This window comes from Nocardioides allogilvus, from assembly GCF_003047285.1.
Lineage (GTDB): Bacteria > Actinomycetota > Actinomycetes > Propionibacteriales > Nocardioidaceae > Nocardioides > Nocardioides allogilvus.
This window is the reverse complement of sequence record NZ_PZYX01000007.1, coordinates 108,635-132,041: the sequence shown is the minus strand read 5'-3', so window position 1 is coordinate 132,041 and position 23,407 is coordinate 108,635. Positions and strand designations below refer to the sequence as shown.

At 71.2% G+C, this 23,407-nt stretch carries 22 protein-coding genes and 1 riboswitch; of the genes, 16 read left to right on the top strand and 6 right to left on the bottom strand.

Going from position 1 to position 23,407, the window contains the following annotated elements; genetic code table 11:
• Window positions 1–13 precede the first annotated feature (13 nt).
• The 6 genes from C9J87_RS12390 (at window position 14) to pcrA (ending at window position 6,798) form a co-directional block, all read left to right on the top strand.
• Window positions 14–1,306, top strand: a complete 1,293-nt coding sequence (locus tag C9J87_RS12390; RefSeq protein ID WP_107705664.1) for a PspC domain-containing protein — start codon at window positions 14–16, stop codon at window positions 1,304–1,306.
• Window positions 1,303–1,971 carry a LuxR C-terminal-related transcriptional regulator gene (locus C9J87_RS12385; protein WP_010833942.1) on the top strand — a complete coding sequence of 223 codons (669 nt, stop codon included), beginning with the start codon at window positions 1,303–1,305 and terminating at the stop codon, window positions 1,969–1,971. The genes C9J87_RS12390 and C9J87_RS12385 overlap by 4 nt, the downstream gene beginning before the upstream one ends.
• Window positions 1,972–2,045: 74 nt before the next feature.
• Complete coding sequence (locus C9J87_RS12380) at window positions 2,046–3,491, top strand: APC family permease (RefSeq protein WP_010833941.1); 1,446 nt, start codon at window positions 2,046–2,048, stop codon at window positions 3,489–3,491.
• A 1-nt stretch (window position 3,492) separates the two neighbouring features.
• Complete coding sequence (locus C9J87_RS12375; protein WP_010833940.1) at window positions 3,493–3,951, top strand: universal stress protein; 459 nt, start codon at window positions 3,493–3,495, stop codon at window positions 3,949–3,951.
• Between the two features lie 9 nt (window positions 3,952–3,960).
• Entirely contained in the window at window positions 3,961–4,320 is a 360-nt protein-coding gene (locus tag C9J87_RS12370) for a hypothetical protein (RefSeq protein ID WP_010833939.1), read from the top strand.
• A gap of 33 nt (window positions 4,321–4,353) precedes the next feature.
• Window positions 4,354–6,798 carry a DNA helicase PcrA gene (pcrA, locus tag C9J87_RS12365; protein ID WP_010833938.1) on the top strand — a complete coding sequence of 815 codons (2,445 nt, stop codon included), beginning with the start codon at window positions 4,354–4,356 and terminating at the stop codon, window positions 6,796–6,798.
• A 9-nt stretch (window positions 6,799–6,807) separates the two neighbouring features.
• Here the strand turns inward: pcrA and C9J87_RS12360 are convergent, their stop codons facing one another.
• On the bottom strand, window positions 6,808–7,641 hold the full coding sequence (locus C9J87_RS12360) for a M23 family metallopeptidase (protein ID WP_010833937.1): 834 nt from the start codon (window positions 7,639–7,641) through the stop codon (window positions 6,808–6,810).
• A 191-nt stretch (window positions 7,642–7,832) separates the two neighbouring features.
• On the opposite strand from C9J87_RS12360, the gene C9J87_RS12355 reads away from it, so the two are divergent.
• A complete protein-coding gene (locus tag C9J87_RS12355) occupies window positions 7,833–8,111 on the top strand; it encodes a cobalamin-dependent protein (RefSeq protein WP_107705663.1) in 279 nt (92 codons plus the stop codon).
• Here the strand turns inward: C9J87_RS12355 and C9J87_RS12350 are convergent.
• On the bottom strand, window positions 8,090–9,400 hold the full coding sequence (locus C9J87_RS12350) for a cryptochrome/photolyase family protein (RefSeq protein ID WP_107705662.1): 1,311 nt from the start codon (window positions 9,398–9,400) through the stop codon (window positions 8,090–8,092). The two genes, C9J87_RS12355 and C9J87_RS12350, sit on opposite strands and share 22 nt — an antisense overlap.
• Window positions 9,401–9,526: 126 nt before the next feature.
• On the opposite strand from C9J87_RS12350, the gene sucC reads away from it, so the two are divergent.
• Together sucC and sucD are read left to right on the top strand one after the other, a co-directional pair.
• Window positions 9,527–10,690, top strand: coding sequence for an ADP-forming succinate--CoA ligase subunit beta (sucC, locus tag C9J87_RS12345; protein WP_010833934.1), 1,164 nt, complete (start codon window positions 9,527–9,529; stop codon window positions 10,688–10,690).
• A 16-nt stretch (window positions 10,691–10,706) separates the two neighbouring features.
• The gene (gene sucD, locus C9J87_RS12340) at window positions 10,707–11,588 is read left to right on the top strand and encodes a succinate--CoA ligase subunit alpha (protein ID WP_010833933.1); all 882 of its coding nucleotides are present in this window, start codon (window positions 10,707–10,709) and stop codon (window positions 11,586–11,588) included.
• A gap of 51 nt (window positions 11,589–11,639) precedes the next feature.
• On the opposite strand, the gene C9J87_RS12335 is transcribed toward sucD, so the two are convergent.
• Window positions 11,640–12,293, bottom strand: a complete 654-nt coding sequence (locus tag C9J87_RS12335; RefSeq protein ID WP_157953184.1) for a hypothetical protein — start codon at window positions 12,291–12,293, stop codon at window positions 11,640–11,642.
• 40 nt (window positions 12,294–12,333) lie between these two features.
• Entirely contained in the window at window positions 12,334–14,211 is a 1,878-nt protein-coding gene (locus C9J87_RS12330) for a SigE family RNA polymerase sigma factor (protein WP_107705660.1), read from the bottom strand.
• Between the two features lie 73 nt (window positions 14,212–14,284).
• Between C9J87_RS12330 and C9J87_RS12325 the strand changes: the two genes are divergently transcribed.
• The 6 genes from C9J87_RS12325 to C9J87_RS12300 all read left to right on the top strand — a co-directional run bounded on the left by C9J87_RS12325 (window position 14,285) and on the right by C9J87_RS12300 (window position 20,416).
• Window positions 14,285–15,520, top strand: coding sequence for a cell division protein PerM (locus C9J87_RS12325; RefSeq protein WP_051204229.1), 1,236 nt, complete (start codon window positions 14,285–14,287; stop codon window positions 15,518–15,520).
• A gap of 10 nt (window positions 15,521–15,530) precedes the next feature.
• Complete coding sequence (gene purN, locus C9J87_RS12320) at window positions 15,531–16,148, top strand: phosphoribosylglycinamide formyltransferase (RefSeq protein ID WP_010833929.1); 618 nt, start codon at window positions 15,531–15,533, stop codon at window positions 16,146–16,148.
• 2 nt (window positions 16,149–16,150) lie between these two features.
• A riboswitch (ZMP/ZTP riboswitch) is annotated at window positions 16,151–16,228 on the top strand.
• A 26-nt stretch (window positions 16,229–16,254) separates the two neighbouring features.
• Window positions 16,255–17,844: a bifunctional phosphoribosylaminoimidazolecarboxamide formyltransferase/IMP cyclohydrolase gene (gene purH / locus C9J87_RS12315; RefSeq protein WP_010833928.1), complete on the top strand. Its 1,590-nt coding sequence runs from the start codon at window positions 16,255–16,257 to the stop codon at window positions 17,842–17,844.
• Window positions 17,845–17,887: 43 nt separating this feature from the next.
• On the top strand, window positions 17,888–19,162 hold the full coding sequence (locus C9J87_RS12310; RefSeq protein WP_198016852.1) for an MFS transporter: 1,275 nt from the start codon (window positions 17,888–17,890) through the stop codon (window positions 19,160–19,162).
• Entirely contained in the window at window positions 19,159–20,007 is an 849-nt protein-coding gene (locus C9J87_RS12305) for a bifunctional methylenetetrahydrofolate dehydrogenase/methenyltetrahydrofolate cyclohydrolase (RefSeq protein WP_010833926.1), read from the top strand. The genes C9J87_RS12310 and C9J87_RS12305 overlap by 4 nt, the downstream gene beginning before the upstream one ends.
• Window positions 20,008–20,017: 10 nt before the next feature.
• A complete protein-coding gene (locus C9J87_RS12300) occupies window positions 20,018–20,416 on the top strand; it encodes a DUF3017 domain-containing protein (RefSeq protein ID WP_010833925.1) in 399 nt (132 codons plus the stop codon).
• A gap of 55 nt (window positions 20,417–20,471) precedes the next feature.
• Here C9J87_RS12300 and C9J87_RS12295 read toward each other — a convergent pair whose 3' ends face one another.
• Window positions 20,472–21,458 carry a malate dehydrogenase gene (locus C9J87_RS12295; protein ID WP_010833924.1) on the bottom strand — a complete coding sequence of 329 codons (987 nt, stop codon included), beginning with the start codon at window positions 21,456–21,458 and terminating at the stop codon, window positions 20,472–20,474.
• Window positions 21,459–21,560: 102 nt separating this feature from the next.
• Between C9J87_RS12295 and C9J87_RS12290 the strand changes: the two genes are divergently transcribed.
• The gene (locus C9J87_RS12290; RefSeq protein ID WP_010833923.1) at window positions 21,561–22,286 is read left to right on the top strand and encodes a hypothetical protein; all 726 of its coding nucleotides are present in this window, start codon (window positions 21,561–21,563) and stop codon (window positions 22,284–22,286) included.
• On the opposite strand, the gene C9J87_RS12285 is transcribed toward C9J87_RS12290, so the two are convergent.
• Window positions 22,287–23,342, bottom strand: a complete 1,056-nt coding sequence (locus C9J87_RS12285; protein WP_107705659.1) for an MIP/aquaporin family protein — start codon at window positions 23,340–23,342, stop codon at window positions 22,287–22,289. It lies immediately after the preceding gene.
• Between the last annotated feature and the right edge of the window lie 65 nt (window positions 23,343–23,407).

Here is a 23,407-nt window from a genome sequence, read left to right as displayed (position 1 = left end):
CGATGGACGCACGATGAGCAGCACGACGACCCACTCCCACCCGACCGGCACCGGCCCGCGCCCCTATCGCCGGGCAGCCCGCGACACCGAGTCACCCATCGCCGGCGGTGTGTCCGGCGGGCTGGCCCGGCACTTCGGCGTGCCCGTGCTGTGGGTGCGGGTGGCCTTCGTGCTGCTCGCGGTCCTCGACGGCATCGGCCTGATGCTGTACGCCGGGCTGTGGATGTTCCTGCCGAGCGACTCGCACTTCGAGCAGTCCGCGCCGGGACTGGAGAGTGCCCGCCGTACGGGCAAGCGACCGCGCCGCGGCTCACGGCTGCGCGACGCCGGCCCGGGGATCGCGATCGGGGCGCTCCTGTTCGGTTCCGTGCTGGGCTTCGAGGCGGTGTTCGGCCAGGGGGCGCTGTTCTGGCCGGTCGTGATCGCCCTGGCCGGTGTCGCCCTGCTGTGGCGGCAGGCCGACGAGGCCCAGCGTGAGCGCTGGCTCGACTCGACCGGGCGCATCGACCCCTTCCGCGCGATCTTCGGCGGCGGCGGGTGGGCGGCCTACTTCCGGGTCTTCGCCGGCCTCTCGCTCGTCGTCACCGCGCTGATCCTCTTCGCCGTGTGGTCCGGCTCCTTCGAGTTCGCCGGGCCGGTGATCATCGCCGGCCTGCTGGGCGTGCTCGGGCTGGCCATCGTGGTCGGTCCGTGGGCGCTGCGGCTGGTGCACGACCTCGGCGCCGAGCGCGCGGAGCGGGTGCGCACCCAGGAGCGCGCCGACATGGCTGCTCACCTGCACGACTCGGTGCTGCAGACGCTCGCCCTCATCCAGAAGAACTCCACCGACGCGCCCATGGTGGCCCGGCTGGCCCGCTCCCAGGAGCGCGACCTGCGGGCGTGGCTCTTCGAGTCCGTCGGCACCGACGTCACCCTCGCCGGCGAGCTCCGGGCCCACGCCGCCATCGTCGAGGACACCTACGGCGTCGTCGTCGACGTCGTCGCGGTCGGCGACCTCGACATGACCGAGGCCCTCAAGCCGATCACCGACGCGACCCGCGAGGCGCTCACCAACGCCGCCAAGCACGCCGGCGTACCGCGCGTCGATGTGTACGCCGAGGTGTCGGCCGACGCCGTGGACGTCTTCGTCCGCGATCGCGGGACCGGCTTCGACCCGAGCGGCGTGGCCGAGGACCGGCAGGGCGTCCGTGGCAGCATCATCGACAGGATGGCCCGTCACGGCGGGCAGGGCGAGGTCCGCTCGGCCCCGGGCGAGGGCACCGAAGTGCGGCTCCACCTGCCGCTGAAGAACGAGGAGAAGTCATGAACCAGGCTGCCCCCGCGAGCCGCCCCGTCCGGGTCGTCATCGTCGACGACCACGCGATGTTCCGGGCGGGCGTCCGCGCCGAGCTCACCAGCGCCGGGGCCGGCGTGGTCGACATCGTCGCCGAGGCGGCCGACGTCGACTCGGCGGTCGCCCTGATCCGCGAGCACCAGCCCCACGTCGTGCTCCTCGACGTGCACCTTCCCGGCGGGGGTGGTGCCGAGGTCATGCGCCGCGTCCCGCACGCCGACGCGCGCTACCTCGCGCTGTCGGTCAGCGACGCGGCCGAGGACGTCATCGGCACGATCCGCGGGGGAGCGCGGGGCTATGTCACCAAGACCATCACCGGGCCCGAGCTGGTCGACGCCATCGGCCGGGTCGCCGACGGCGACGCGGTGTTCTCGCCGCGGCTCGCCGGCTTCGTGCTCGACGCCTTCGCCGGCTCGATCGACGTCGCCGCGGTCGACGAGGACCTCGACCGGCTGACCGAGCGCGAGCGCGAGGTGATGCGCCTGATCGCCCGCGGCTACGCCTACAAGGAGGTCGCCAAGGAGCTCTTCATCTCCGTGAAGACCGTCGAGACCCACATGTCCTCCACCCTGCGCAAGCTGCAGCTCTCGAGCCGCCACGAGCTCACCCGCTGGGCCACGGACCGACGCCTCCTTTAGGGGGGAACCGCGTTGACATCCGGCCGAGTTCGAGGTGAGGTCTAAGCCCATCTCTGACTCGGAAGAGAGCCCACATGACCCAGGCCGATGTTGTGACCGCCGACGACGAGGACAACGGGCTACGCCGCTCGATCACCGGGAAACAGCTGTTCTTCTACACCCTCGGTGACGTCCTCGGGTCCGGGATCTACGTCCTCATCGGACTCGTCGCCGCCGCGGTCGGCGGGGCGTTCTGGATCGCCTTCGCCCTCGGTGTGACGGTCGCCGCGATCACGGGATCGGCCTACGCCGAGCTGGTGACGAAGTATCCGCAGGCGGCCGGCGCCTCGCTCTACGTCAACAAGGCGTTCGGCAACAAGGCGCTGACGTTCTTGATCACCGTGTCGTTCCTCTCGGCGAGCATGGCCGCCACCGGCTCGCTGGCGACCGGGTTCTCGTCCTACTTCGCCACGTTGTTCGACGACGGCGGGCCGCCGGCGTTGCTGGTCTCGCTGGTCTTCCTGGCCCTGCTGGCGATCGTGAACTTCATCGGCATCACCGAGTCCGTGGTGATCAACATGGTGATGACCTTCGTCGAGGTCGCGGGGCTGCTCATCGTCCTCGTCATCGGCGTCTGGTTCGTCGCCCAGGGCAAGGCCGACTTCGGCACGCTCGTCGAGGTCGACGTCTCCGGCGACTTCGGCAGTCCCGCGCTCGCCGTGCTCGCCGGCATCGCCTTCTCCTTCTTCGCGATGACCGGGTTCGAGAACACCGCCAACGTCGCCGAGGAGACGATCGACCCGCACAAGGCGTTCCCGCGCTCGCTGGTCGGCGGCATGCTCGTCGCCGGCCTCGTCTACGTCCTGGTCTCCATGGCCGCCGCCCTGACGGTGCCGGTCGACACGCTCGCCGGGTCCGACGCGGCACTGCTCGAGGTGGTCAAGCAGGGGATCCTGCCCGTGTCGACCGGCTTCATGACGACGCTCTTCTCCGTGATCGCGCTGATCGCGATCACCAACACCACGCTCGTGACCGTGGTGACCCAGCCGCGCATCCTCTACGGCATGGCCCGCGAGGACGTCGTCCCCGGGGTCTTCGCCAAGGTCCACTCCACCCGGCGCAGCCCCTGGGTCGGACTCGTCTTCTGCGGAGCGGTGGTGGCGGGGCTGCTGGTGATCGGGACGCTCCTGACCGAGGCCGGCGCCGGTCTCGACCTGGTCAACCGGCTCGCCCTGGTCACCGTGGTGTTCCTGCTCGCGATCTATGCCCTGGTCATCGTCTCGTGCCTCAAGCTGCGCGGCCGGGACGAGACCGAGAAGACCTTCCGCGCCAACACGCCCCTGCTGTTCGTCGGGCTGGTCGGCAACCTGGCCATTCTCGGGTTCTCGATCTACGACGACCCCACGTCGCTGATCTGGTGCGCCGGGCTGGTGGCCGTCGGCGTGGTGCTCTTCCTGCTGGAGTACTTCTTCGGCAACCAGACCCGGCCATCGGGTGCCGAGCGAGGCGATCCCGAGGTCGTCGACGAGAAGGGAGCCTGACATGCACGTCATCGTCGCCACCGACGGGTCGAAGCAGTCGCTCGCCGCCGCCAAGAAGCTCAAGTCCTTCGCCGACCCGACCAAGATCACCGACATCTCGGTGATCGCGGTCATCCGTCCGCTCGCGTCGGTCGCGTTCGCCGACGAGCTGTCCGGCGGATCGACGTACGCCGCGGGGCCGGAGACCTCGTTCCGCAGGGCCGCCGAGGCGGCCAGCGAGGTCGTCGCCGCGGTCTTCGACGGCTGGGGCCCGACCGTGCACAAGCGGATCCGCTCCGGCTCCCCGGCCAACGAGCTGATCAAGGCCGCCAAGCAGCTGGACGCCGGGCTGGTGGTGGTCGCCAGCGGCGGCCGTGGCCTGAGCGACGCCGTCCTCGTCGGCAGCACCGCGCAGCGGGTCCAGCACTACGCACCCTGTCCGGTGCTGGTGGTGCGACCCAAGCCGCGGCAGCGCCGCTAGTCTGCGGCCATGGAGATCCTGCGCCTCGTCCTGTTGTTCGTGCACGTGCTCGGCTTCGCCGCGCTCTTCGGTGGCCTCGTGGTCCAGGCCAAGAGCGCCGAGAAGTCGGTCAACGCCGCCATGCGAGACGGAGTCGGCACCGCCTTCCTGGCCGGGCTGCTGCTGGTCGGCGTCCTCGAGGCTGGCGAGGACCCGGTCAACCACGCGAAGATCGCCGTGAAGTTCGTCATCGGCCTCGTGCTGCTGGTGCTGGTCATGGCCAACGTCCGCAAGCCGAGCATCCCGCAGGGCCTGTGGGCCGGGTTGCTGCTCCTGAGCGTCGCGAACGTCGCGGTGGCCATCTTCTGGTCACCTGCCCACGCTGCCTGAGCTGTCGGTCCCTGGCCGTAGGCTGGCCGGGAGATGAGTAGCCCCCACCTGATCCCCGGCCTCGAGCACATCGCCCCCGTCGAGGAGCCCCGCACCACCCGCCGCGGGCCGAGCCCCGACGAGCTGCTCGAGGGCCTCAACGAGCCCCAACGCGCCGCCGTCGTGCACGCCGGCGCGCCCCTGCTCGTCGTCGCCGGCGCCGGCTCGGGCAAGACCCGGGTCCTGACCCGGCGCATCGCCTGGCTGATCACCGAGCGCAAGGCCCACCCCGGCTCGATCCTGGCCATCACCTTCACCAACAAGGCCGCCGCCGAGATGAAGGAGCGGGTCGAGGAGCTCGTCGGCAAGCGCGCCCGGATCATGTGGGTCTCGACGTTCCACTCCGCGTGCGTGCGGATCCTGCGCAAGGAGATCGCCGCGCTCGACTTCGGCGGCGTCAGCTACAAGTCCAACTTCTCGATCTACGACGCGGCCGACTCCAAGCGGCTGATGACGCTGGTGCTCAAGGGGCTCGACCTCGATCCGAAGAAGTACCAGCCCGGCGCCGTGCTGCACTGGGTGAGCAACCAGAAGAACGAGCTGCGCGACCCCGAGGAGGCCGCCCAGGACACGCGCAACTCCTTCGAGGAGGCCTACGCAGCGGCGTACACGAACTACCAGCGACGGCTGCGCGAGGCCAACGCGCTCGACTTCGACGACCTCATCATGACCACGGTGCACCTCTTCCAGACGCTGCCCGACGTGCGGGAAAACTACCGCCGCCGCTTCCGGCACGTGCTCGTCGACGAGTACCAGGACACCAACCACGCGCAGTACGCCCTGATCCACCAGCTCTGCGGGCAGGACCTCGAATCGGGTCGACCGGCCGACGACGCCCCCAGCGAGCTGATGGTCGTCGGTGACGCCGACCAGTCGATCTATGCGTTCCGGGGCGCCAACATCCGCAACATCCTCGACTTCGAGCAGGACTTCCCCGACGCGACCTCGATCCTGCTGGAGCAGAACTACCGCTCCACGCAGACGATCCTCACCACAGCTAACTCGGTGATCAAGAACAACTCGAGCCGCAAGGACAAGCGCCTGTGGTCCGAGGCCGGCGACGGCGAGCGGATCGTGGGCTATGTCGCCGACGACGAGCACGACGAGGCGCGGTTCGTCTCCGAGGAGATCGACAAGCTCGTCGACACCGGCACGGTGCGAGCCGCCGACGTGGCGGTGTTCTACCGCACCAACGCCCAGTCGCGGGTGTTCGAGGAGATCTTCATCCGCACCGGCCAGCCCTACAAGGTCGTCGGCGGGGTGCGGTTCTACGAGCGCAAGGAGGTCCGCGACGCGCTGGCCTACCTCCGGCTGCTGGTCAACACTGCCGACGAGATCTCGCTGCGGCGGGTGCTCAACACCCCGAAGCGCGGCATCGGCGAGCGGGCCGAGGCGTGCGTCAACGCGCTGGCCCAGCGCGAGCGCATCTCCTTCTGGGAGGCGCTGGTCCTCGCCGACCAGGCGCCGGGCCTGGCGACCCGGTCGCTGAAGAACATCCAGCGCTTCGTGGCGATGATCCAGGAGCTGCAGTCGATGGTCGCCGCCGACGAGCGGGCCGACGTGATCCTGGAGTCGGTGCTCGAGCGCTCCGGCTACCTCACCGAGCTCGAGGAGAGCGACGACCCGCAGGACGCGACGCGCGTGGAGAACCTCGCCGAGCTCGTGGCCGTCGCCCGTGAGTTCTCCGACGACCCGCAGCCCGGCCCGTCGGCCGACCCGACCGAGGTCGAGGCGGGCACGGTCGCCGTCACGCTCGGCGACTTCCTCGAACGCGTCGCGCTGGTCGCCGACTCCGACCAGATCCCCGACGCCCCCGACGGCGAGGAGGGTGGCGACGACGGTGGTGTCGTCACGCTGATGACGCTGCACACCGCCAAGGGCCTGGAGTTCCCGGTCGTCTTCCTGACCGGCCTCGAGGACGGCGTCTTTCCCCACCAGCGCTCGCTGGGCGACCAGCCGGAGCTCGAGGAGGAGCGCCGGCTCGCCTACGTCGGCGTCACCCGTGCGCGCGAGCGGCTCTATGTCTCGCGCGCGATGGTGCGCTCTGCCTGGGGCGCGCCCTCGCACAACCCCGCGTCGAGGTTCATCGACGAGTTCCCCGTCGACCTCATCGACTGGCGGCGCACCGCCCAGGCGATGACGCGCTGGGGCCGCCCCGACCTGGCGGCCAACTCGGCCGCGCGCCTCGGTGCACCGACCGCGGCCGGGCGCCACAACTTCTCCGCGGCTGCTGCGCGCGCGGACGTCGCGGCCAAGTCGAAGCCCGCACGCGAGATCCCGTCACTCGAGCCCGGGGACCGGGTGCTGCACGACTCGTTCGGGATGGGCACGGTCGTCGCGCTCGAGGGGTCGGGCGACAAGTCCGTCGCGTCGATCGACTTCGGGTCGCAGGGCGTGAAGCGGTTGCTGCTGCGCTACGCGCCGGTGGAGAAGCTCTAGCGCCTCAGGTCAGGGCGCGATGCCGTGCTCGACGAGCGCGGTGAAGGGGTCGACCGGGTCGCCGCCGCCGGGACGGACCTCGATGTGGAGGTGCGGGCCGGTGCTGTTGCCGGTGGAGCCGACGGTGCCGATGGCGTCGCCGCCACGGACGGTGTCGCCGACGCTGACCAGGAACGAGGTCTGGTGGCAGTACCAGATCTCCGTGCCGTCATCGAGGGTGATGACGGTCTTGTTGCCGTAGGACCCGTCGTAGCCGGTCTCGGTCACGACGCCGTTGGCGACGGAGCGGATCGTGGAGCCGATGGAGGCCGACATGTCGAGGCCGGTGTGGACGCTGGACCAGAGGTAGCTCGAGGCGCCGAACGTCGCGGAGATGCGGTAGTTCTCCAGCGGGAGGACCCACTGGTTCTCCTTGATCTTGGCCGACTGCTGCTCGGCGGCCCGGGCCATCTCCTTGAGCGCGGCGTGCTGCTGCTCGGCCTGGGCCTCGGCCTGCGCGACCAGCTCTTCGTTGGCGGCGTCGGCGAGGGCGTCACGGCGCGAGTCACGCGACACGATGGCGTCGCGGTGGGCGATCGGGGCGACGTTGGCGAGGCCGGTGCTGCCCGCAGCGGCCATGGAGCCGGTCTGCGAGGTGACCTGGCCGACCAGGTCGGCATCGGCGGCGCTGACGGCACCGCCGGCAGAGACGGCGAGAGCCGCCACACCCACGATGATCGGGGCGGACGGCAGGGCACTGAGGAAGGGGTGGCGCGCAGGCGGCTTGCTCGCCTTGCGTCGACCCGCGACGGGTGCTGCCGAGAGGTCGCGGCGGGGGCCGCGGTGCGCTCGGTGGTTTCCCATAGAGAGTTCCTTTGTGCGGGGGGATTCGCCGGAAGGCGACGTCAGACTGTAACGGATTGGTCACGACCGCCGAAATCCGTGGTGACAGGATTGTGGATGACGACACCGGGCGCTCGCAGCGCTTCACCGTACTTGCTCCCAGATCGTCGTCACCCTGTGGGGTGGGTCACGTCGCTGGCTAGGCTGGCACCATGAGGATCATCGCCGGTGAACCGGGGCTTGCCCGCGCGCTGCGCGACCGCGGTCACGAGGTGATCTTCACCGGCGGGGAGCACACGGTGGAGCAGCTCGTCGCGACCGCCGTCCAGGAGGACGCCGACCTGGTCGCGCTCACCGGACCCGCAGCCGACGACGCCGACCGCGTGACGGCCCTGCTCGCCGAGCGCGAGGCCGACGACATCGAGGTCACCGTGTTCACGCCCGATGCCGCGGGCCTGTGGGGGTCGACTCAGCCCCTGGCGGATCGGTAGCGCTCGAGCGCTTCACGCCGCTCGTCGGCGTGGTCGACGATCCGCAACGGGTAGCCGCCCTCGTAGCCGGCCTCGGACCTCCACGGCTCGTGCGCCACGGCGCCGGCGAGGTGGGCGAGCTCAGGCACCCAGCGGCGTACATAGGTGCCGTCGGGGTCGAACTTCTTGCCCTGTGTCACGGGGTTGAAGACGCGGAAGTACGGCGACGCGTCGGTGCCCGTCCCGGCCACCCACTGCCAGCCGTGGTTGTTGGAGGCGACGTCCCCGTCGATCAGCAACGACAGGAAGTGCCGGGCGCCGATCGGCCACCACACGTGCAGGTCCTTGGTGAGGAAGGACGCGGTGATCATCCGGACCCGGTTGTGCATCCAGCCGGTCGCGAGCAGCTGCCGCATCCCGGCATCGACGATCGGATAGCCGGTCGTGCCGGTGCGCCAGGCGTCGATGGCGTCCTCGGGCTCGTCGTAGGTCATCGCCGACAGAGCCGGCTTGAGGTCGGACCAGGCCGACGCCGGGTGGTGCCACAGCACGTCGGCATAGAACTCGCGCCAGGCCAGCTCGGTCGCATAGGTCGAGCCCGGATCGAGGTCCGCGAGCAGCGAGCGCGGGTGCAGCACCCCGAGGTGGAGGTACGGCGAGAGCCTGGACGTGCCGTCGTGGTCGGGCCGGTCCCGCTCGATGGGGTAGTCGTCCAGGTGCTCGCTGCGGAAGGCGTGCCAGCGGCGGCGGGCCGCGTCCTCGCCGGCGGTCGGCAGGTCGAACGGAGCCTCGGCGACCGCCTCCTCGAGCAGGGCGACGGCCTCGGGGTCCGAGTCGGCGGGGGCGAGGTCGGGGGAGCGCGGTGTGGTGGCCGGCTCCGGCCAGCCCCGCTCGCGCCAGGCCCGGGCGAAGGCGCTGAACACCTGGTAGGGATCGCCGGTCCCGTTCGTGACCAGCCCCGGCCCCACGGCGTACGGCGACCCGGTGGCGACGAGGTCGACGCGCTGTCCGACGGCGCGGTCGCGGCGGCGGCCGTAGGGCGTGGTCTCGGCCGCGACGTGGACAGCCCGGTCGCCGGCGACGGCCGGGACGACGTCGAGCGGGTCGCCGTACCGGATGGTCAGGGGGATGCGCTCGGCGAGCTCGAGGACGGTGGCGGCGAGCCAGGCCCGGCGGGCCGGACCGGCGCCCGACCAGATGGCGGGATCGACGACGAACAGTGCGGTCACGGGACCGTCGTCGAGCGCTGCGAGGAGCGCCGGGTTGTCGCGCACGCGCAGGTCGCGGCGCAACCACAGGACAGAGGCCATGCACCTCAACGTAGCGACGGGGTGAGGAGGGCCACTCAACCCAGCCTCGATGTGACCCGCCCAACAGGTCTAGGGTGCCCAGTGGAAATCCCCGGACGCATTAGCACACAAAGGACTGGGTACGTCGTGGACTTGATGGAGTACCAGGCGAAGGAACTCTTCGCAAAGCATGGAGTGGCTGGCGCCCTCGGCATCACCGTTGAGACTCCGGAGGACGCTCGCGCGGCCGCGGAGAAGATCGGTGGCGTCGTCGTCGTCAAGGCCCAGGTCAAGGCCGGAGGCCGTGGCAAGGCAGGTGGCGTCAAGGTCGCCAAGACGCCCGAGGAGGCCGAGGAGCACGCCCGCGCGATCCTGGACCTCGAGATCAAGGGTCTCCCGGTCAACCGGGTGCTCGTGGTCCCCGGTGCGTCGATCGAGGAGGAGTACTACTTCTCCTTCCTGCTCGACCGCGCCAACCGTTCCTACCTCTGCATCGCGAGCGTCGAGGGCGGTGTGGAGATCGAAGAGGTCGCCAAGACCAACCCGGACGCCGTGAAGAAGATCCCGATCGACGCCGGCACCGGCGTCGACGAGGCGAAGGCGACCGCCATCGTCGACGAGGCCGGCTTCCCCGCCGAGCTGCGCGACCAGGCGATCCAGATGGTCCAGCAGCTGTGGACGGTCTTCACCGAGGAGGACGCCACGCTCGTCGAGGTCAACCCGCTCGCGCGGCTGACCGGTGACAAGCTCGAGGCGCTCGACGGCAAGGTCTCGCTCGACGAGAACGCCGAGTTCCGTCACCCCGAGCACGCCGCCTTCGAGATCCGCGAAGAGGCCGACCCGCTCGAGGCGAAGGCCAAGGACAAGGGCCTCAACTACGTCAAGCTCGACGGTGCTGTCGGCATCATCGGCAACGGCGCGGGCCTGGTCATGTCGACCCTCGACGTCGTCGCCTACGCCGGCGAGAACCACGGCGGCGTCAAGCCCGCCAACTTCCTCGACATCGGTGGCGGCGCCAACGCGCAGGTCATGGCCGACGGCCTCGACGTGATCCTCAACGACGAGCAGGTCAAGAGCGTGTTCGTCAACGTCTTCGGTGGCATCACCGCGTGTGACGAGGTCGCCAACGGCATCAAGGGTGCCCTGGAGATCCTCGGCGACGCGGCCACCAAGCCGCTCGTCGTCCGCCTCGACGGCAACAACGTCGAGGAGGGTCGCCGGATCCTCAACGAGCTGAACCACCCGTTGGTGACCCAGGTCGACACCATGGACGGCGCGGCCGACAAGGCCGCCGAGCTGGCGAACGCCTGAGGACGGAGAGAATCCCATGAGCATTTTTCTGAACAAGGACTCCAAGATCATCGTCCAGGGCATGACCGGCGGGATGGGTGCCAAGCACACCACCCTCATGGTCGAGTCCGGCGCCAACGTCGTGGGCGGCGTCAACGCCCGCAAGGCCGGCACCACGGTCGAGCTCGGCGGCAAGGAGCTGCCGGTCTTCGGCAGCGTCGCCGAGGCGATGAAGGAGACGGGCGCCGACGTGTCGGTCGCCTTCGTGCCGCCGGCGTTCACCAAGGACGCCGCGATCGAGGCCATCGACGCCGAGATCCCGCTGCTCGTCGTCATCACCGAGGGCGTGCCCGTCCAGGACACGGCCGAGGTCGTTGCCTACCTCGAGGGCAGGTCCACCCGGATGATCGGCCCCAACTGCCCCGGCATCATCACGCCGGACGAGTCGCTGGCCGGCATCACGCCGCACACCATCGCGGGCAAGGGCCCGGTCGGTCTCGTGTCGAAGTCGGGCACCCTGACCTACCAGATGATGTACGAGCTGCGTGACTTCGGCTTCTCCACGGCCATCGGCATCGGCGGCGACCCGATCGTGGGCACCACCCACATCGACGCGCTGCAGGCGTTCGAGGACGACCCGGAGACCAAGCTGATCGTGATGATCGGTGAGATCGGCGGCGACGCCGAGGAGCGTGCGGCCGACTACATCAAGGCCAACATCACCAAGCCGGTCGTCGGCTACGTCGCGGGCTTCACCGCCCCCGAGGGCAAGACCATGGGCCACGCCGGCGCCATCGTGTCCGGCTCCGCGGGCACCGCTGCCGCGAAGCAGGAAGCCCTCGAGGCCGTGGGCGTGAAGGTCGGCAAGACGCCGTCCGCCACCGCCGCCCTGGCGCGGGAGATCCTGCAGGGCCTCTGATCCACCTGTCTGTACCCACCCTGGAGCTCTCCAGGGTGGGTACAGCTGTCTTCAGGGCGTGGCAGCCGGGAGGGCGCCCTCGAAGGCCGCCATCGCCTCGACGGTCGCCGCGAGCAGGTCGGCGTCCTCGGTGATGCCCTCGTCGAGGTTCCTGGCCGGGTCCCACTCGCCGTACGTCGACGTCACCAGCAACGCGCGACCGACCTGCACGACCTCGATGACCTCGGCGCCGACGCCGACCTCGCCGTCCTGCTCGTAGGTGTGGACGACGGTCGCAGCCGCCGGGCCGAAGGACGACTCGCGGACCTCGGTCAGCAGGCGGGCGCCGGGCCCCACCTCCTCGGCCGGACAGGCGATCGCGGCTGCGCGGACGTCGCGCACCACGGCCTCGGGGCGAGCGGCGTCGTCGAAGAGCATCAGGTCGCGGGTGCTGGCGTACTCGTCGCCGCTGGCCTCCGCGGCCAGCCGGTCGGCGGGCGCGAGGCCGCGCAGCGGCTTGCGCCCGCAGAAGTCGAGGGATCGCATCCCGACGCTCTGGGCGGAGACGTGGACGTCGTCGTGCATCTCGTCGGCCAACGGGAAGTCCTCGGGGATCACGGTCGCCGGCGACGATGACACGGGTGGCTTCCCAGGCCCTGGCTCACGCTCCTGGCTGCATCCCGTGAGTGCGAGGGTCAGCAGGCCCAGCAGGAGGAGTCGTCGCATGCTCAGGAGACGCGCGGCTCCCAGCGATAGTTGTGACCGCTCAGCGCTGTGCGCTGGGCAGGTCGTCGAGGCGCTCCAGCGCGCGCTCGGCGATCGCGGTGAAGTCGTCACGCGCGATGGTCATGTCCCCGGCCGGCGTGAAGCCGACCTGGGAGACGGCGTTGCCGTCGCGCATGATCGCCATCCAGAACTGGATCGTGCGATTGTCGGAGATCTCCACGTCGAGGTCCCAGACCGTCATCTCGACGTCCTTGCCCGAGCGGTTGACCAGCGTGTTCACGGAGGTGCCGAGGTTGGCCTGGCCGCACCTGCGGATGCGGCTGCGCACCTCGCCGACGAAGTCGCGGGCCCGGTCGGCCCGCGTCGTGGCCACCGTCTGGGTGAGCCCGAAGGTGGTGTCCTTCTTCGTCGCCGGGAACAGGAAGGTCCGGGTCAGGGCCTGCTTGAGGCCCTTGCCGCGGAACGTGGTGTTGTCGCACCGCGTGGCGGCGTAGTTGTTCCGCGCACGGACGGGATCGGTGCCGACCCACGGACCGACGGCGCCGGAGACGGGCGGCAGGTCGACCGCGGCCAGCAGCCCCGACGGCTGGCCGATCGGGAACGGCTCGCTCGCGCGCAGCCGGGGCGGTCCGGCGCAGGCCCCGGCGCCCGGGGCGCCACAGGTGGCGTTGACGGCGGCGGCCAGCCCCGCGGCGGCCGTGCGGGCAGCCACCGGGGCACCGGTCGAGCGCACCATCGTCGTGACGGTGAGCTGGCCCGTGCGTGCGAGTCCCACGGCGATCCGGCTCGGGGTCTTGTTCCAGGTGCGCAGCATCAGCACCGTGGCCTCGTCGCCGACGCGCTGCACGGACTCGGTGGACAACAGCTGGGTGCGGGCGTCCAGGCAGTCGGCATACCACCCGCGCGTGGTCTCGAACGCGGCGCGGGCCTGCGCCTGGTCGGCCGAGAGCTCCACGAACTCGATCGCGGTGGCTCGCTCCTCGGTGACCTTGCGCTTCTTCGCGGACTTCTTCCCCGCCGGCTTCGTGACCTGGGCCGTCCCGCTGAACGAGCGCACCAGCGCTCCCGCGCCCGCCGGGTCGGCGAAGCGCGTCTGCTGGCACGGCATCACCAGGCCCGAGCCCGCCAGGTTGTCGGAGGTCTCGGCCTCGCGCCAGGTGAGGCCGCGGCCGTAGCGCTCGGTCTGCGCGGCGGCCAGGAGCGTGCCGTCGTCGAGGGCCGGGGCGGCCTCGGCCGAGGCCTCGCGCACCGTGATGCCGGGCAGGGCGTTCTCCTGGTCGAGGCTGCTCGGCTCGGCGCCGCCGGAGGAGACGACCGTGCCCGAGACGAGGAGGGCGAGACCGACGGTCGCTGAGCCGATCAGTGTGTGGGTACGGCGACGGGTGGTGCCCGTCCGGCGGATGATCGGGCCGCGTGGCCAGCGGGTGTCGATCAGCGGAGCCCGCAGCGCGTCGAGCCGGAGCCGCACGTCGGTGCTCGGAACGGAGCGTGCCAGCGCGAACCGGGTGGTCGCGCTCTGCAGCGCGCGCTCGGTCTCGGCACGGGGGAGGCCCACCTCGCGGGCGATGTCGGCGAGCGGCAGCGGGGACAGGACCGTCAGCACCAGGGCCTTGCGCTCGTGGCCGCTGAGCTTGCCGAGCGCGTCCAGCGTCGCCCGGACGTTGGCGTCGACACCCTTGTCGCGGTGCCACGGGCGGGCGGCGTGCCGGCGCAGGGCCCGGCTGTGGGCGTGCGGGCGCACCCACGCCTCGGGCTCCTCGAGCCGTCCCACCTTCGCCCAGTGGTGCCAGGCGACCGCGAACGCGTCGCGCACGGCGGTGCGCGCGGCGGGCAGGTCTCCGGTCAGTGCGTAGGTCTCGAGCAGGAGACGATCACGTGATCCGGCGTAAAAGGCGTCGAACGCTTCAGGGCTCCTCATGACCGCTCCACGGTACGGGGTCGCGGCGTGGCAGCGCGAACGCGCTCGGCGATCGGGTCATGATGGCGGAGCCATGACCTCCCTGCTTCTCGACCGCCGTGACCGCACCACCAGCCCCCGCGCGCAGCGACCGCTGGTCCTCGTCGCGACGCTGGGCGGGGCGGCGGCTGCCCTGGCACCGCTGCTGGTCTGCGTGGCGGTCGGCATCATCGGCTGGTTCGCCGCCGACGCCGGCGCCCACGGGGTCCCGCGCGACGGCATGCGGATGGGTGCGGTCGCCTGGTTGATGGCCCACGGCTCCGGGATCACCGTCTACGGCACCGCCGTGGGCATCGTGCCGCTCGGGCTGACCGCGATCTGCGCCTGGTCGATGTGGCGGCTGGGGCACCGTGTCGGGGAGGCCCTGTCGGGCCACGGCCCCGACTCCGACCGGATCTCCGACGGCGAGCGCGACCTGACCGTGCCCATGGGCTCTGGGCTGTTCTTCGTCGGCTACGCCCTCGTCGCGGTGGTGGTCGCAACCCTGACCGCGAGCGTCGAGACGACCCTGAGCGTGCCTCGGGTGGTGCTCTGGAGCCTGGGGATGTCGCTCGTCATCGCCGCGCCCGCCATTGCGATCGGCTCCGGTCGAGCAGCCATCTGGGCGACCTTCGTCCCGCCCGTCGTCCGGCAGGCCGCCGCCACGGCGGCGGTCGTCCTGACCGCCTTCCTCGCGCTCTCGACCGTCGTGTTCCTCGTCGCTCTGGCCTTCGGCGTCGGCGAGGCTGCCACGATGATGAGCCGCTTGCACCTCGGCGTGGGGGAGGGCGCGGTCTACGCCGTCGCCAACGCCGGCTTCGCGCCCAACGCCACCCTGTTCTCCGGCTCCTTCCTGCTCGGCCCGGGTTTCGCCGTGGGTGGCAACACCCTCGTCTCGCCCGGCACCGTCGTCCTGGGAGCGCTCCCGCTCTTCGCGCTGCTCGCCGCTCTGCCCGGCGTCGGTGCGCCCGGAGTCCTCCTGTCGTCGCTGGTGTGGCTGCCGCCGCTGGTGGCCGCGCTCGCGACCATGTGGTGGCAGCGCCGGCACCCGGCGCCGGGCTGGCGCGAGGCCGCCCTGCGCGGCTGCGGCGGCGGGATCGTGGCCGGTGTCGTCTTCGCCCTGCTCGCTTCGGTCGCCGGCGGTGCAGCCGGTCCGGGCCGGATGCGCCATGTCGGGCCCTTCGTGCCGGACGTGCTGGTCGCCGCGATCACGGCCTTCGGGCTCGGCGGCCTGGTCGGTGCCGTGGCCATGGCCTGGTACCAGCGCCGTGGCAGCGACGTCGCGCCCTAGAATCCGCCGCGTGACCTCTCGTCTTGTCGTCCTCGTCTCCGGTGCAGGCACCAACCTCCAGGCCCTGATCGACGCCTGCGCCGATCCGGCGTACGGCGCCCAGGTCGTCGCCGTCGGTGCCGACCGTGACGACATCGAGGGCCTGGCGCGGGCCGACCGCGCCGGCATCCCCACCTTCGTCAAGCAGGTGTCGCAGTTCACCAGCCGCGAGCACTGGGACCGGGCCATGGCGACCTCGGTCGCGGGCTTCGAACCCGACCTGATCGTGCTCGCGGGCTTCATGAAGCTGGTCAGTGACGACTTCCTGGCCCGGTTCGAGCACCGGGTCGTGAACACGCACCCGGCGCTGTCCCCGTCGTTCCCCGGCATGCACGGTCCGGCGGATGCCCTGGCCTACGGCGTCAAGGTCACCGGCGCGACGCTCTTCCTGGTCGACGGCGGCATCGACACCGGCCCGATCGTGGCCCAGACGGCCGTCCCGGTCGAGGACGACGACGACGTCGAGTCCCTGCACGAGCGGATCAAGGCGGCCGAGCGGGAGATGCTCGTCGACGCGGTCGGCCGGATCGCCCACGGCAGCCTGGTCGTCGAGGGACGCAAGGTGCACATCGGCCCCGCGGCCCCGTAGGCTGACCCCCACACGACTGGCGCAGGTGGGTGACCACCAGGGAGTGAAGCCGTGGAGCATCGAACGCCTGGGTGCTCCCCTCCGCAGCGACTTTTGGAGCAGCCCCGTGTCCCAACGCCCCCATGACCAGATCCCGATCAAGCGCGCGCTGGTCTCCGTCTACGACAAGGCCGGGCTCGACGAGCTCGTCCGCGGGCTGCACGACGCCGGTGTCGAGCTGGTCTCCACCGGTGGCTCCGCCAAGCTGATCGCCGACCTCGGCCTGCCCGTCACGAAGGTCGAGGACCTCACCGGCTTCCCCGAGTGCCTCGACGGCCGGGTCAAGACCCTCCACCCGCGCGTGCACGCCGGCATCCTGGCCGACCGTCGCCTCGACACCCACGTCCAGCAGCTGGCCGACCTCGGCGTCGAGCCCTTCGACCTGGTCGTGTCCAACCTCTACCCCTTCACCCAGACCGTCGCCTCGGGCGCGAGCCCCGACGAGTGCGTCGAGCAGATCGACATCGGCGGCCCCTCGATGGTGCGCGCTGCCGCGAAGAACCACCCCTCGGTCGCCATCGTCACCTCGCCTGCGCGGTACGCCGACGTGCTGGCCGCCGTCGCTGCCGGGGGCTTCACCCTGGACGCCCGCAAGGCGCTGGCCGCCGAGGCGTTCGTGCACACCGCGACGTACGACGTGCACGTGGCGTCCTGGATGGGCAACGTCCTGACCGACTCCAGCGACGACACGGGCTTCCCGGCGTGGATGGGCGCGACCTGGGAGAAGGACGCGGTGCTGCGCTACGGCGAGAACCCGCACCAGTCGGCCGCGATCTACTCCAACGGCCACCTCCCCGGCGGTCCCGGGCTCGCGCAGGCGACCCAGCACCACGGCAAGGAGATGTCCTACAACAACTACGTCGACGCCGACGCGGCCCGGCGCGCCGCCTACGACTTCGACCAGCCCGCGGTGGCGATCATCAAGCACGCCAACCCGTGCGGCATCGCGGTCGGCGCGGACGTCGCCGACGCCCACCGCAAGGCCCACGCCTGCGACCCGGTCTCGGCGTTCGGCGGCGTGATCGCCACCAACGTGCCCGTGTCGGTCGAGATGGCCAGGCAGGTCGCGGAGATCTTCACCGAGGTCGTCGTCGCCCCGGGCTACGAGGACGGCGCTGTCGAGATCCTCGCGGCGAAGAAGAACATCCGGATCCTCGAGTCGGCCCCGCTGCCGCGTGGCGGCACCGAGATCCGCGCGATCTCCGGCGGCCTGCTCGTGCAGCAGCGCGACGTCATCGACGCCGTCGTCGACGGTGGCGGCGACGACCCGTCGACCTGGACGCTCGCGACCGGCACGGCCGCCTCGGCCGAGGTGCTGGCCGACCTCGCCTTCGCCTGGCGCGCCTGCCGGGCCGTGAAGTCCAACGCGATCCTGCTCGCGGCCGACGGCGCCTCGGTCGGTGTCGGCATGGGCCAGGTCAACCGCGTCGACTCCTGCCGCCTCGCGGTCGAGCGCGCGGGGGAGCGGGCCGTCGGCTCGGTCGCGGCCTCCGACGCCTTCTTCCCCTTCGCCGACGGTGCCCAGGTGCTGATCGACGGTGGCGTGACGGCGATCGTCCAGCCCGGTGGCTCGGTGCGCGACAACGAGGTCATCGAGGCCGCCGAGAAGGCCGGCATCACGATGTACTTCACCGGCGCCAGGCACTTCTTCCACTGACCGGTGATATCTTGACGTCAAGATATCGGGGGAGGGTGATGTGGTGACGAGATGGCTGCGGGCGATCCTGCCGCCCACGAAGCTCGAACGGGACCTGGCGCTGCAGAGCGTGTTGTCGGCGTTCGCGACCGGCTCGTTCCTCACCGGCACGGCCGTGTTCTTCACCCAGATCGTCGGCCTCACCGGGGCGCAGATCGGTCTGGGCATGTCGGCCGCGGCCTTCGTCACCCTCGCGCTGTCGATCCCGCTCGGTCGCCTCGGCGACCGGGTCGGCGCCAAGCGGCTCTGGGTGATCAGTGCTCTCCTCGAGGCGCTGCTCTACCTCGCCTGGCCGCTCGCCTCGGGCTTCATCTCGTTCGTGGTCCTGCTCGCCGTGCTGGCGTCGGTCGAGACGGCGGGGCGCTCGGCGCGCAACGTCTACCGGATCGAGGTCTTCCCGCGCGACAAGCGGGTCGGCGCCATGGCCTACCAGCGGGCTGCACGCAACGTCGGCTACTCCCTGGGTGCCGGTACGGCGGGCGTGGCCCTCGGCATCGGGACCCGGGAAGCCATCATCGCCATCCCCCTCATCACCGCCGCCCTGTTGTCGATCAACGCGGTCATGGTCTCGTTCCTGCCCGCGATCAAGCGGAAGGTGGAGGTCTCGACCGGGCCCGACCTGCACATCACCCCGGCGGCGCTGAAGAACAAGGGCTTCCTGGTCCTGGGGGTGTGCAACGGGGTGCTCTCCTCCAACCAGATCCTGCTCAACGTCGTCGTGCCGCTCTGGCTGGTCGAGCGCACCGACGCGCCGCACACTCTGCTGGCGTGGCTGTTCGGGACCAATACGGTGCTGGCAGTCCTGCTCCAGGTCCGTGCCTCGCGGGGTGCCGACTCGGTGAACGGGTCGCTGCGCGCCGTACGCCGATCGGGCTGGGCGTTCGTGTTGTCGTGCCTGGTCCTGAGCGTGACCCACGAGACCGTCGGCTGGGTCTCCATCGTGCTGATCTGGATCGGCCACATCACCATCACTGGCGCCGAGCTCTGGCAGTCGGCCTCGGACTGGGGCTTCACCGCCGAGCTGTCCGACCCGCGCCGGATGGGCGACTACCAAGGTGTGTGGGGCCTCGGCTACCAGATCGAGCCGCTCGTCTTCCCCGCGCTCTACACCTTCCTCGCCCTCACCTGGGGCGCGCCAGGCTGGGCGGTGATCGCCCTCATCGGCATCACGGCCGCTGCCGTCTCCCACCCGGCGGCCCGGGCCGCCGAGCGGTACCTTGCCCACCACGGTTCACCCGTGGCCGACACCACCCCTTCGCCCACCCTGGAGACCACGTGACTGCCCAGACTCTCGACGGCGCCGCAACGCTGCGCACCATCAAGGCCGAGCTCACCGAGCGCGTGGCCGCCCTCAAGGCGCGCGGGATCACCCCCGGGCTCGGCACCGTGCTCGTCGGCAACGACCCCGGCTCGCAGTGGTACGTCGGCGCCAAGCACAAGGACTGCGCGGAGCTGGGGATCTCCTCGATCCGCCGTGACCTGCCCGCCAGCGCCACCCAGGCCGAGGTGGAGGCCGTCATCGACGAGCTCAACGCCGACCCCGCCTGCACCGGCTTCCTGGTCCAGCAGCCCACCGGCCTCGACGAGTTCGCCCTGCTCTCGCGCGTCGATCCCGCCAAGGACGTCGACGGCCTGCACCCGACCAACCTCGGCAAGCTCGTGCTCGGTGAGGCCGGTCCGCTGCCGTGCACGCCGGTCGGCGCGATCGAGCTGCTGCGCCGCCACGGCGTGCAGATCGCCGGCGCCGAGGTGGCGGTCGTGGGCCGCGGACTGACCGTCGGCCGCCCGCTGGGGCTGCTGCTGACCCGCCGCTCGGAGAACGCCACGGTCACCTTGTGCCACACCGGCACCGTCGACCTGGCCGCCCACGTGCGGCACGCCGACATCGTGGTCGCCGCCGCCGGCGTCCCCGGCATCATCACCGGCGACATGGTCAAGCCGGGTGCCGCCGTGCTCGACGTCGGGGTCTCCCGCGTCGACGGCAAGGTCACCGGTGACGTGGCGCCCGACGTGTGGGACGTCGCGGGCTGGGTCTCGCCCAACCCCAAGGGTGTCGGACCGATGACCCGCGCCATGCTGCTGACCAATATCGTGGAGATCGCCGAACAGTCCCACCCCCAATGACGGGAATCTCGTGACCGATCCGCTCGAGCCGCCGCCGGACGATCGCGCCATCCGCCCGCCGGAGGACGTGCCGGCGATCTCGGCCGAGGACCTCGTCGACGGCGACCACCCCGACGAGGCGCCCGGTGAGCGGCGCTATCCCTCCACCATCGGCGGTGCGTTCTACCTGCTCGTGCTGCTGGTCACCGGCACCGGCCTGTTGTTGGCGTCCTTCAGCGACTGGCGCCTCGGGGTCCGGACCATCGGCGGCGCGCTGCTGCTCGCCGCCACGGTGCGCACGGTGCTGGGGCCTCGCGACGCCGGCATGCTCGCCGTACGACACAAGGCGCTCGACGTCGCGCTGCTGGTCGCGCTCGGGGTGGCGCTGATCTTCCTGAGCACCTCGATCCCCAACCAGCCGGGGCCGTAGCCGAACGGCCCGCCCGCTCCGAGGAGCAGACGGGCCGTGCGTGGGTCGTGCTGGGTCAGATGAGGCCGAGCTCGGTGACCGCGTCGCGCTCCTCGGAGAGCTCCGCGACCGAGGCGTCGATGCGACCGCGCGAGAACTCGTCGATCTCGAGGCCCTGGACGATCTCCCAGTCGCCGTCCTTGGTGGTGACGGGGAAGGAGGAGATGAGGCCCTCGGGCACGCCGTAGGAGCCGTCGGAGACGACCGCCATCGAGACCCAGTCGTCGGCGGCGGAGCCGAGCAGCCAGTCGCGCGCGGCGTCGACCGTGGCCGAGGCGGCCGAGGCGGCCGAGGACGAGCCCCGCGCCTCGATGATCGCGGCGCCGCGCTTGGCGACGGTCGGGATGAAGTCGTTCTCGATCCAGGCCTGGTCGCCCACGACCTCGGCGGCGTTCTTGCCGCCGACCTCGGCGTGGAAGAGGTCGGGGTACTGCGTGGCGGAGTGGTTGCCCCAGATCGTCATCTTCTTGATGTCGGTCACCGCAGCGCCGGTCTTGGCGGCGAGCTGCGAGATCGCGCGGTTGTGGTCGAGGCGGGTGAGCGCCGAGAACCGCTCGCGCGGGATGTCGGGGGCGTTGGTCATCGCGATCAGGGCGTTGGTGTTGGCCGGGTTGCCGGTGACACCGATGCGCACGTCGTCAGCGGCGACCGCGTTGAGGGCCTTGCCCTGCGCGGTGAAGATGGCGCCGTTGGCGGAGAGCAGGTCGCCACGCTCCATGCCGGGACCGCGCGGGCGCGCGCCGACGAGCAGGGCGAGGTTGACGCCGTCGAAGATCTTCTCGGCCTCGTGGCCGATCTCGATGCCCGCGAGGTTGGGGAAGGCGCAGTCGTCGAGCTCCATCACGACGCCCTCGAGCGTCTTGAGGGCCGGCTCGATCTCGAGCAGGCGCAGCTCGATCGGGCGGTCGCCCAGCAGCGAACCACTGGCGAGGCGGAAGAGCAGGCTGTAGCCGATCTGACCGGCCGCGCCGGTGACGGCGACCTTCAAGGGAGTGGTGCTCACGGGGACTCCTGTACGCGAAGTTGAGTGGTGGTTGATCTGCCGGCGACGCTAGCAGCGCCGCTCGTTGTCCGGCCCGGGAGGGCTGGCTGGCATTCTCCTCCCATGCCGAGCCTCGCCCCCGCCGCCCGTCGCTTCGTCCGGATCGCGGTCATCGCCCTGATCGCCCCGGGTCTGCTGGCCGCGGCCGGCTGCGGCGCAGGTGAGCCGCGCTCGATCGACCCGGCTGGCGTGGACGGCCTGGAGATCCCGACCGCGACCCCCGAGCCCGCCGACTTCGTGCGCGGGATCGACAACCCGTTCCTGCCGCTGTCGGCCGGGAGCGAGTGGACCTACGAGGCCGACCGCGGTCCCGACGTCGTCGTGCGGGTCGCCGACGAGAGACGGCGCATCGCCGGCGTCACCACGACCGCCGTGACGACCAGCGTCCGGCGTCGCCGTGGCGAGGAGACCTCGACGCGCTACTACGCCCAGGACCGCGCCGGCAACGTGTGGTCCTTCGGTGCCGCCAGCGGTGGGACCGACACCTGGCAGGCGGGCATCGGCGGCGCGCAGGCGGGCCTGGTCATGCCGGCCAGGCCGCGGGTCGGCGACGGATTCGTCCAGCAGTACGCCGCTGGCGTGGCCGAGGACCGGTCGTGGGTGCTCGACGTGGCGGCCAGCGTGTCGACGCCGTACGGCTCGTGGACCGACGCGATCGAGATCCGCGAGACGACGGCACTCGATGCCACCGTCGAGGCCGTGCGCCACTACGTGCGCGGTGTCGGCCTGGTGCGGACCGAGTCGGACACCAGCACGCTCGCGCTGGTGTCCTTCTCGGCCGACAGCTGATCAGTCGGGTCGACGCACCTGGGTGCGGCCGTCCTCGCCATCGTCCTCGATCGGCTGGCCCCACTCCTGGGCCGGGGGCTGCCCGGCGGGCTGGCCCCAGTGCTGGGGAGCGGTCTGGGCCGGGGGAGCGGCCTGTGTCGGCGGCTGGGCCGGCGGCTGGGCCCACTGCTGGGCCGGCGTCTGCTGGCCCCAGCCCTGCTGCTGCGGGGGCGCAGCGGGCGCCTGCCACTGCTGCGGGGGCTGGCCCTGGTTCCACTGCTGCTCGTAGCCGGCCGGGGGAGCGTAGGTCGCCTGCTGGCCACGACCGCCACCGAAGCTGAGGCCGGAGCCGGAGACCGGCTCGCTGCCGTGGCCGAAGACGAGCGGGTAGGTCAGGCCGGCGATGGCCGCGCCGACGAGCGGCGCCAGGATGAAAAGCCACAGCTGGATGATCGCGTCGGTGCCGCCGAAGACGCCGACGCCGATGGAGCGGGCCGGGTTGACCGACGTGCCCGTGGCGCCCATGGAGGCGAAGTGGATCATCGAGAGCGCGAGGCCGATGGCGAGCGGGCCCATCAGGGCCTGGAGCTCGTTGCGCTCGTCGGTGACGGCGAGGATGACGTACAGGAAGACCATCGTGAGCAGTGCCTCGAGCGCGAAGGCCGCCCACATGGCGTAGTTGCTGGCGCTCTGGTCGCCGAACGCGTTGGCGCCGATGTTGCCCTCGGAGGTGTAGCCCTCGAAGCCGTGCATCAGGCCGAACAGCAGGGCGCCGGCGATCAGGCCGCCGACGAGCTGGGCGCCGACGTAGACCGGTACGGAGCTCCACGGCAGGCGACCGCCGAGGACGGCGCCGAGCGTGACGGCGGGGTTGAAGTGTCCTCCGGAGATGCGGCCGACGGCGTAGGCCATCACCACGACGGTCAGGCCGAAGGTGAGGCCCGTGGTGATGTAGTCCCCGCCGCTCATCAGGGCGGCGCCGACGCCGAAGAACACGAGCACGAAGGTGCCCAGGACCTCGGCGGCGAACTTCTGGCCAGTGGTGGGTGTGTCGTCAATGCTGCTTGCGTCTGTCATCAACGCCTGCCTTCCTGAGAGGTCGAGCGCCCACCCCCGTGGACCACGGGCACTCTAGCGAGCGG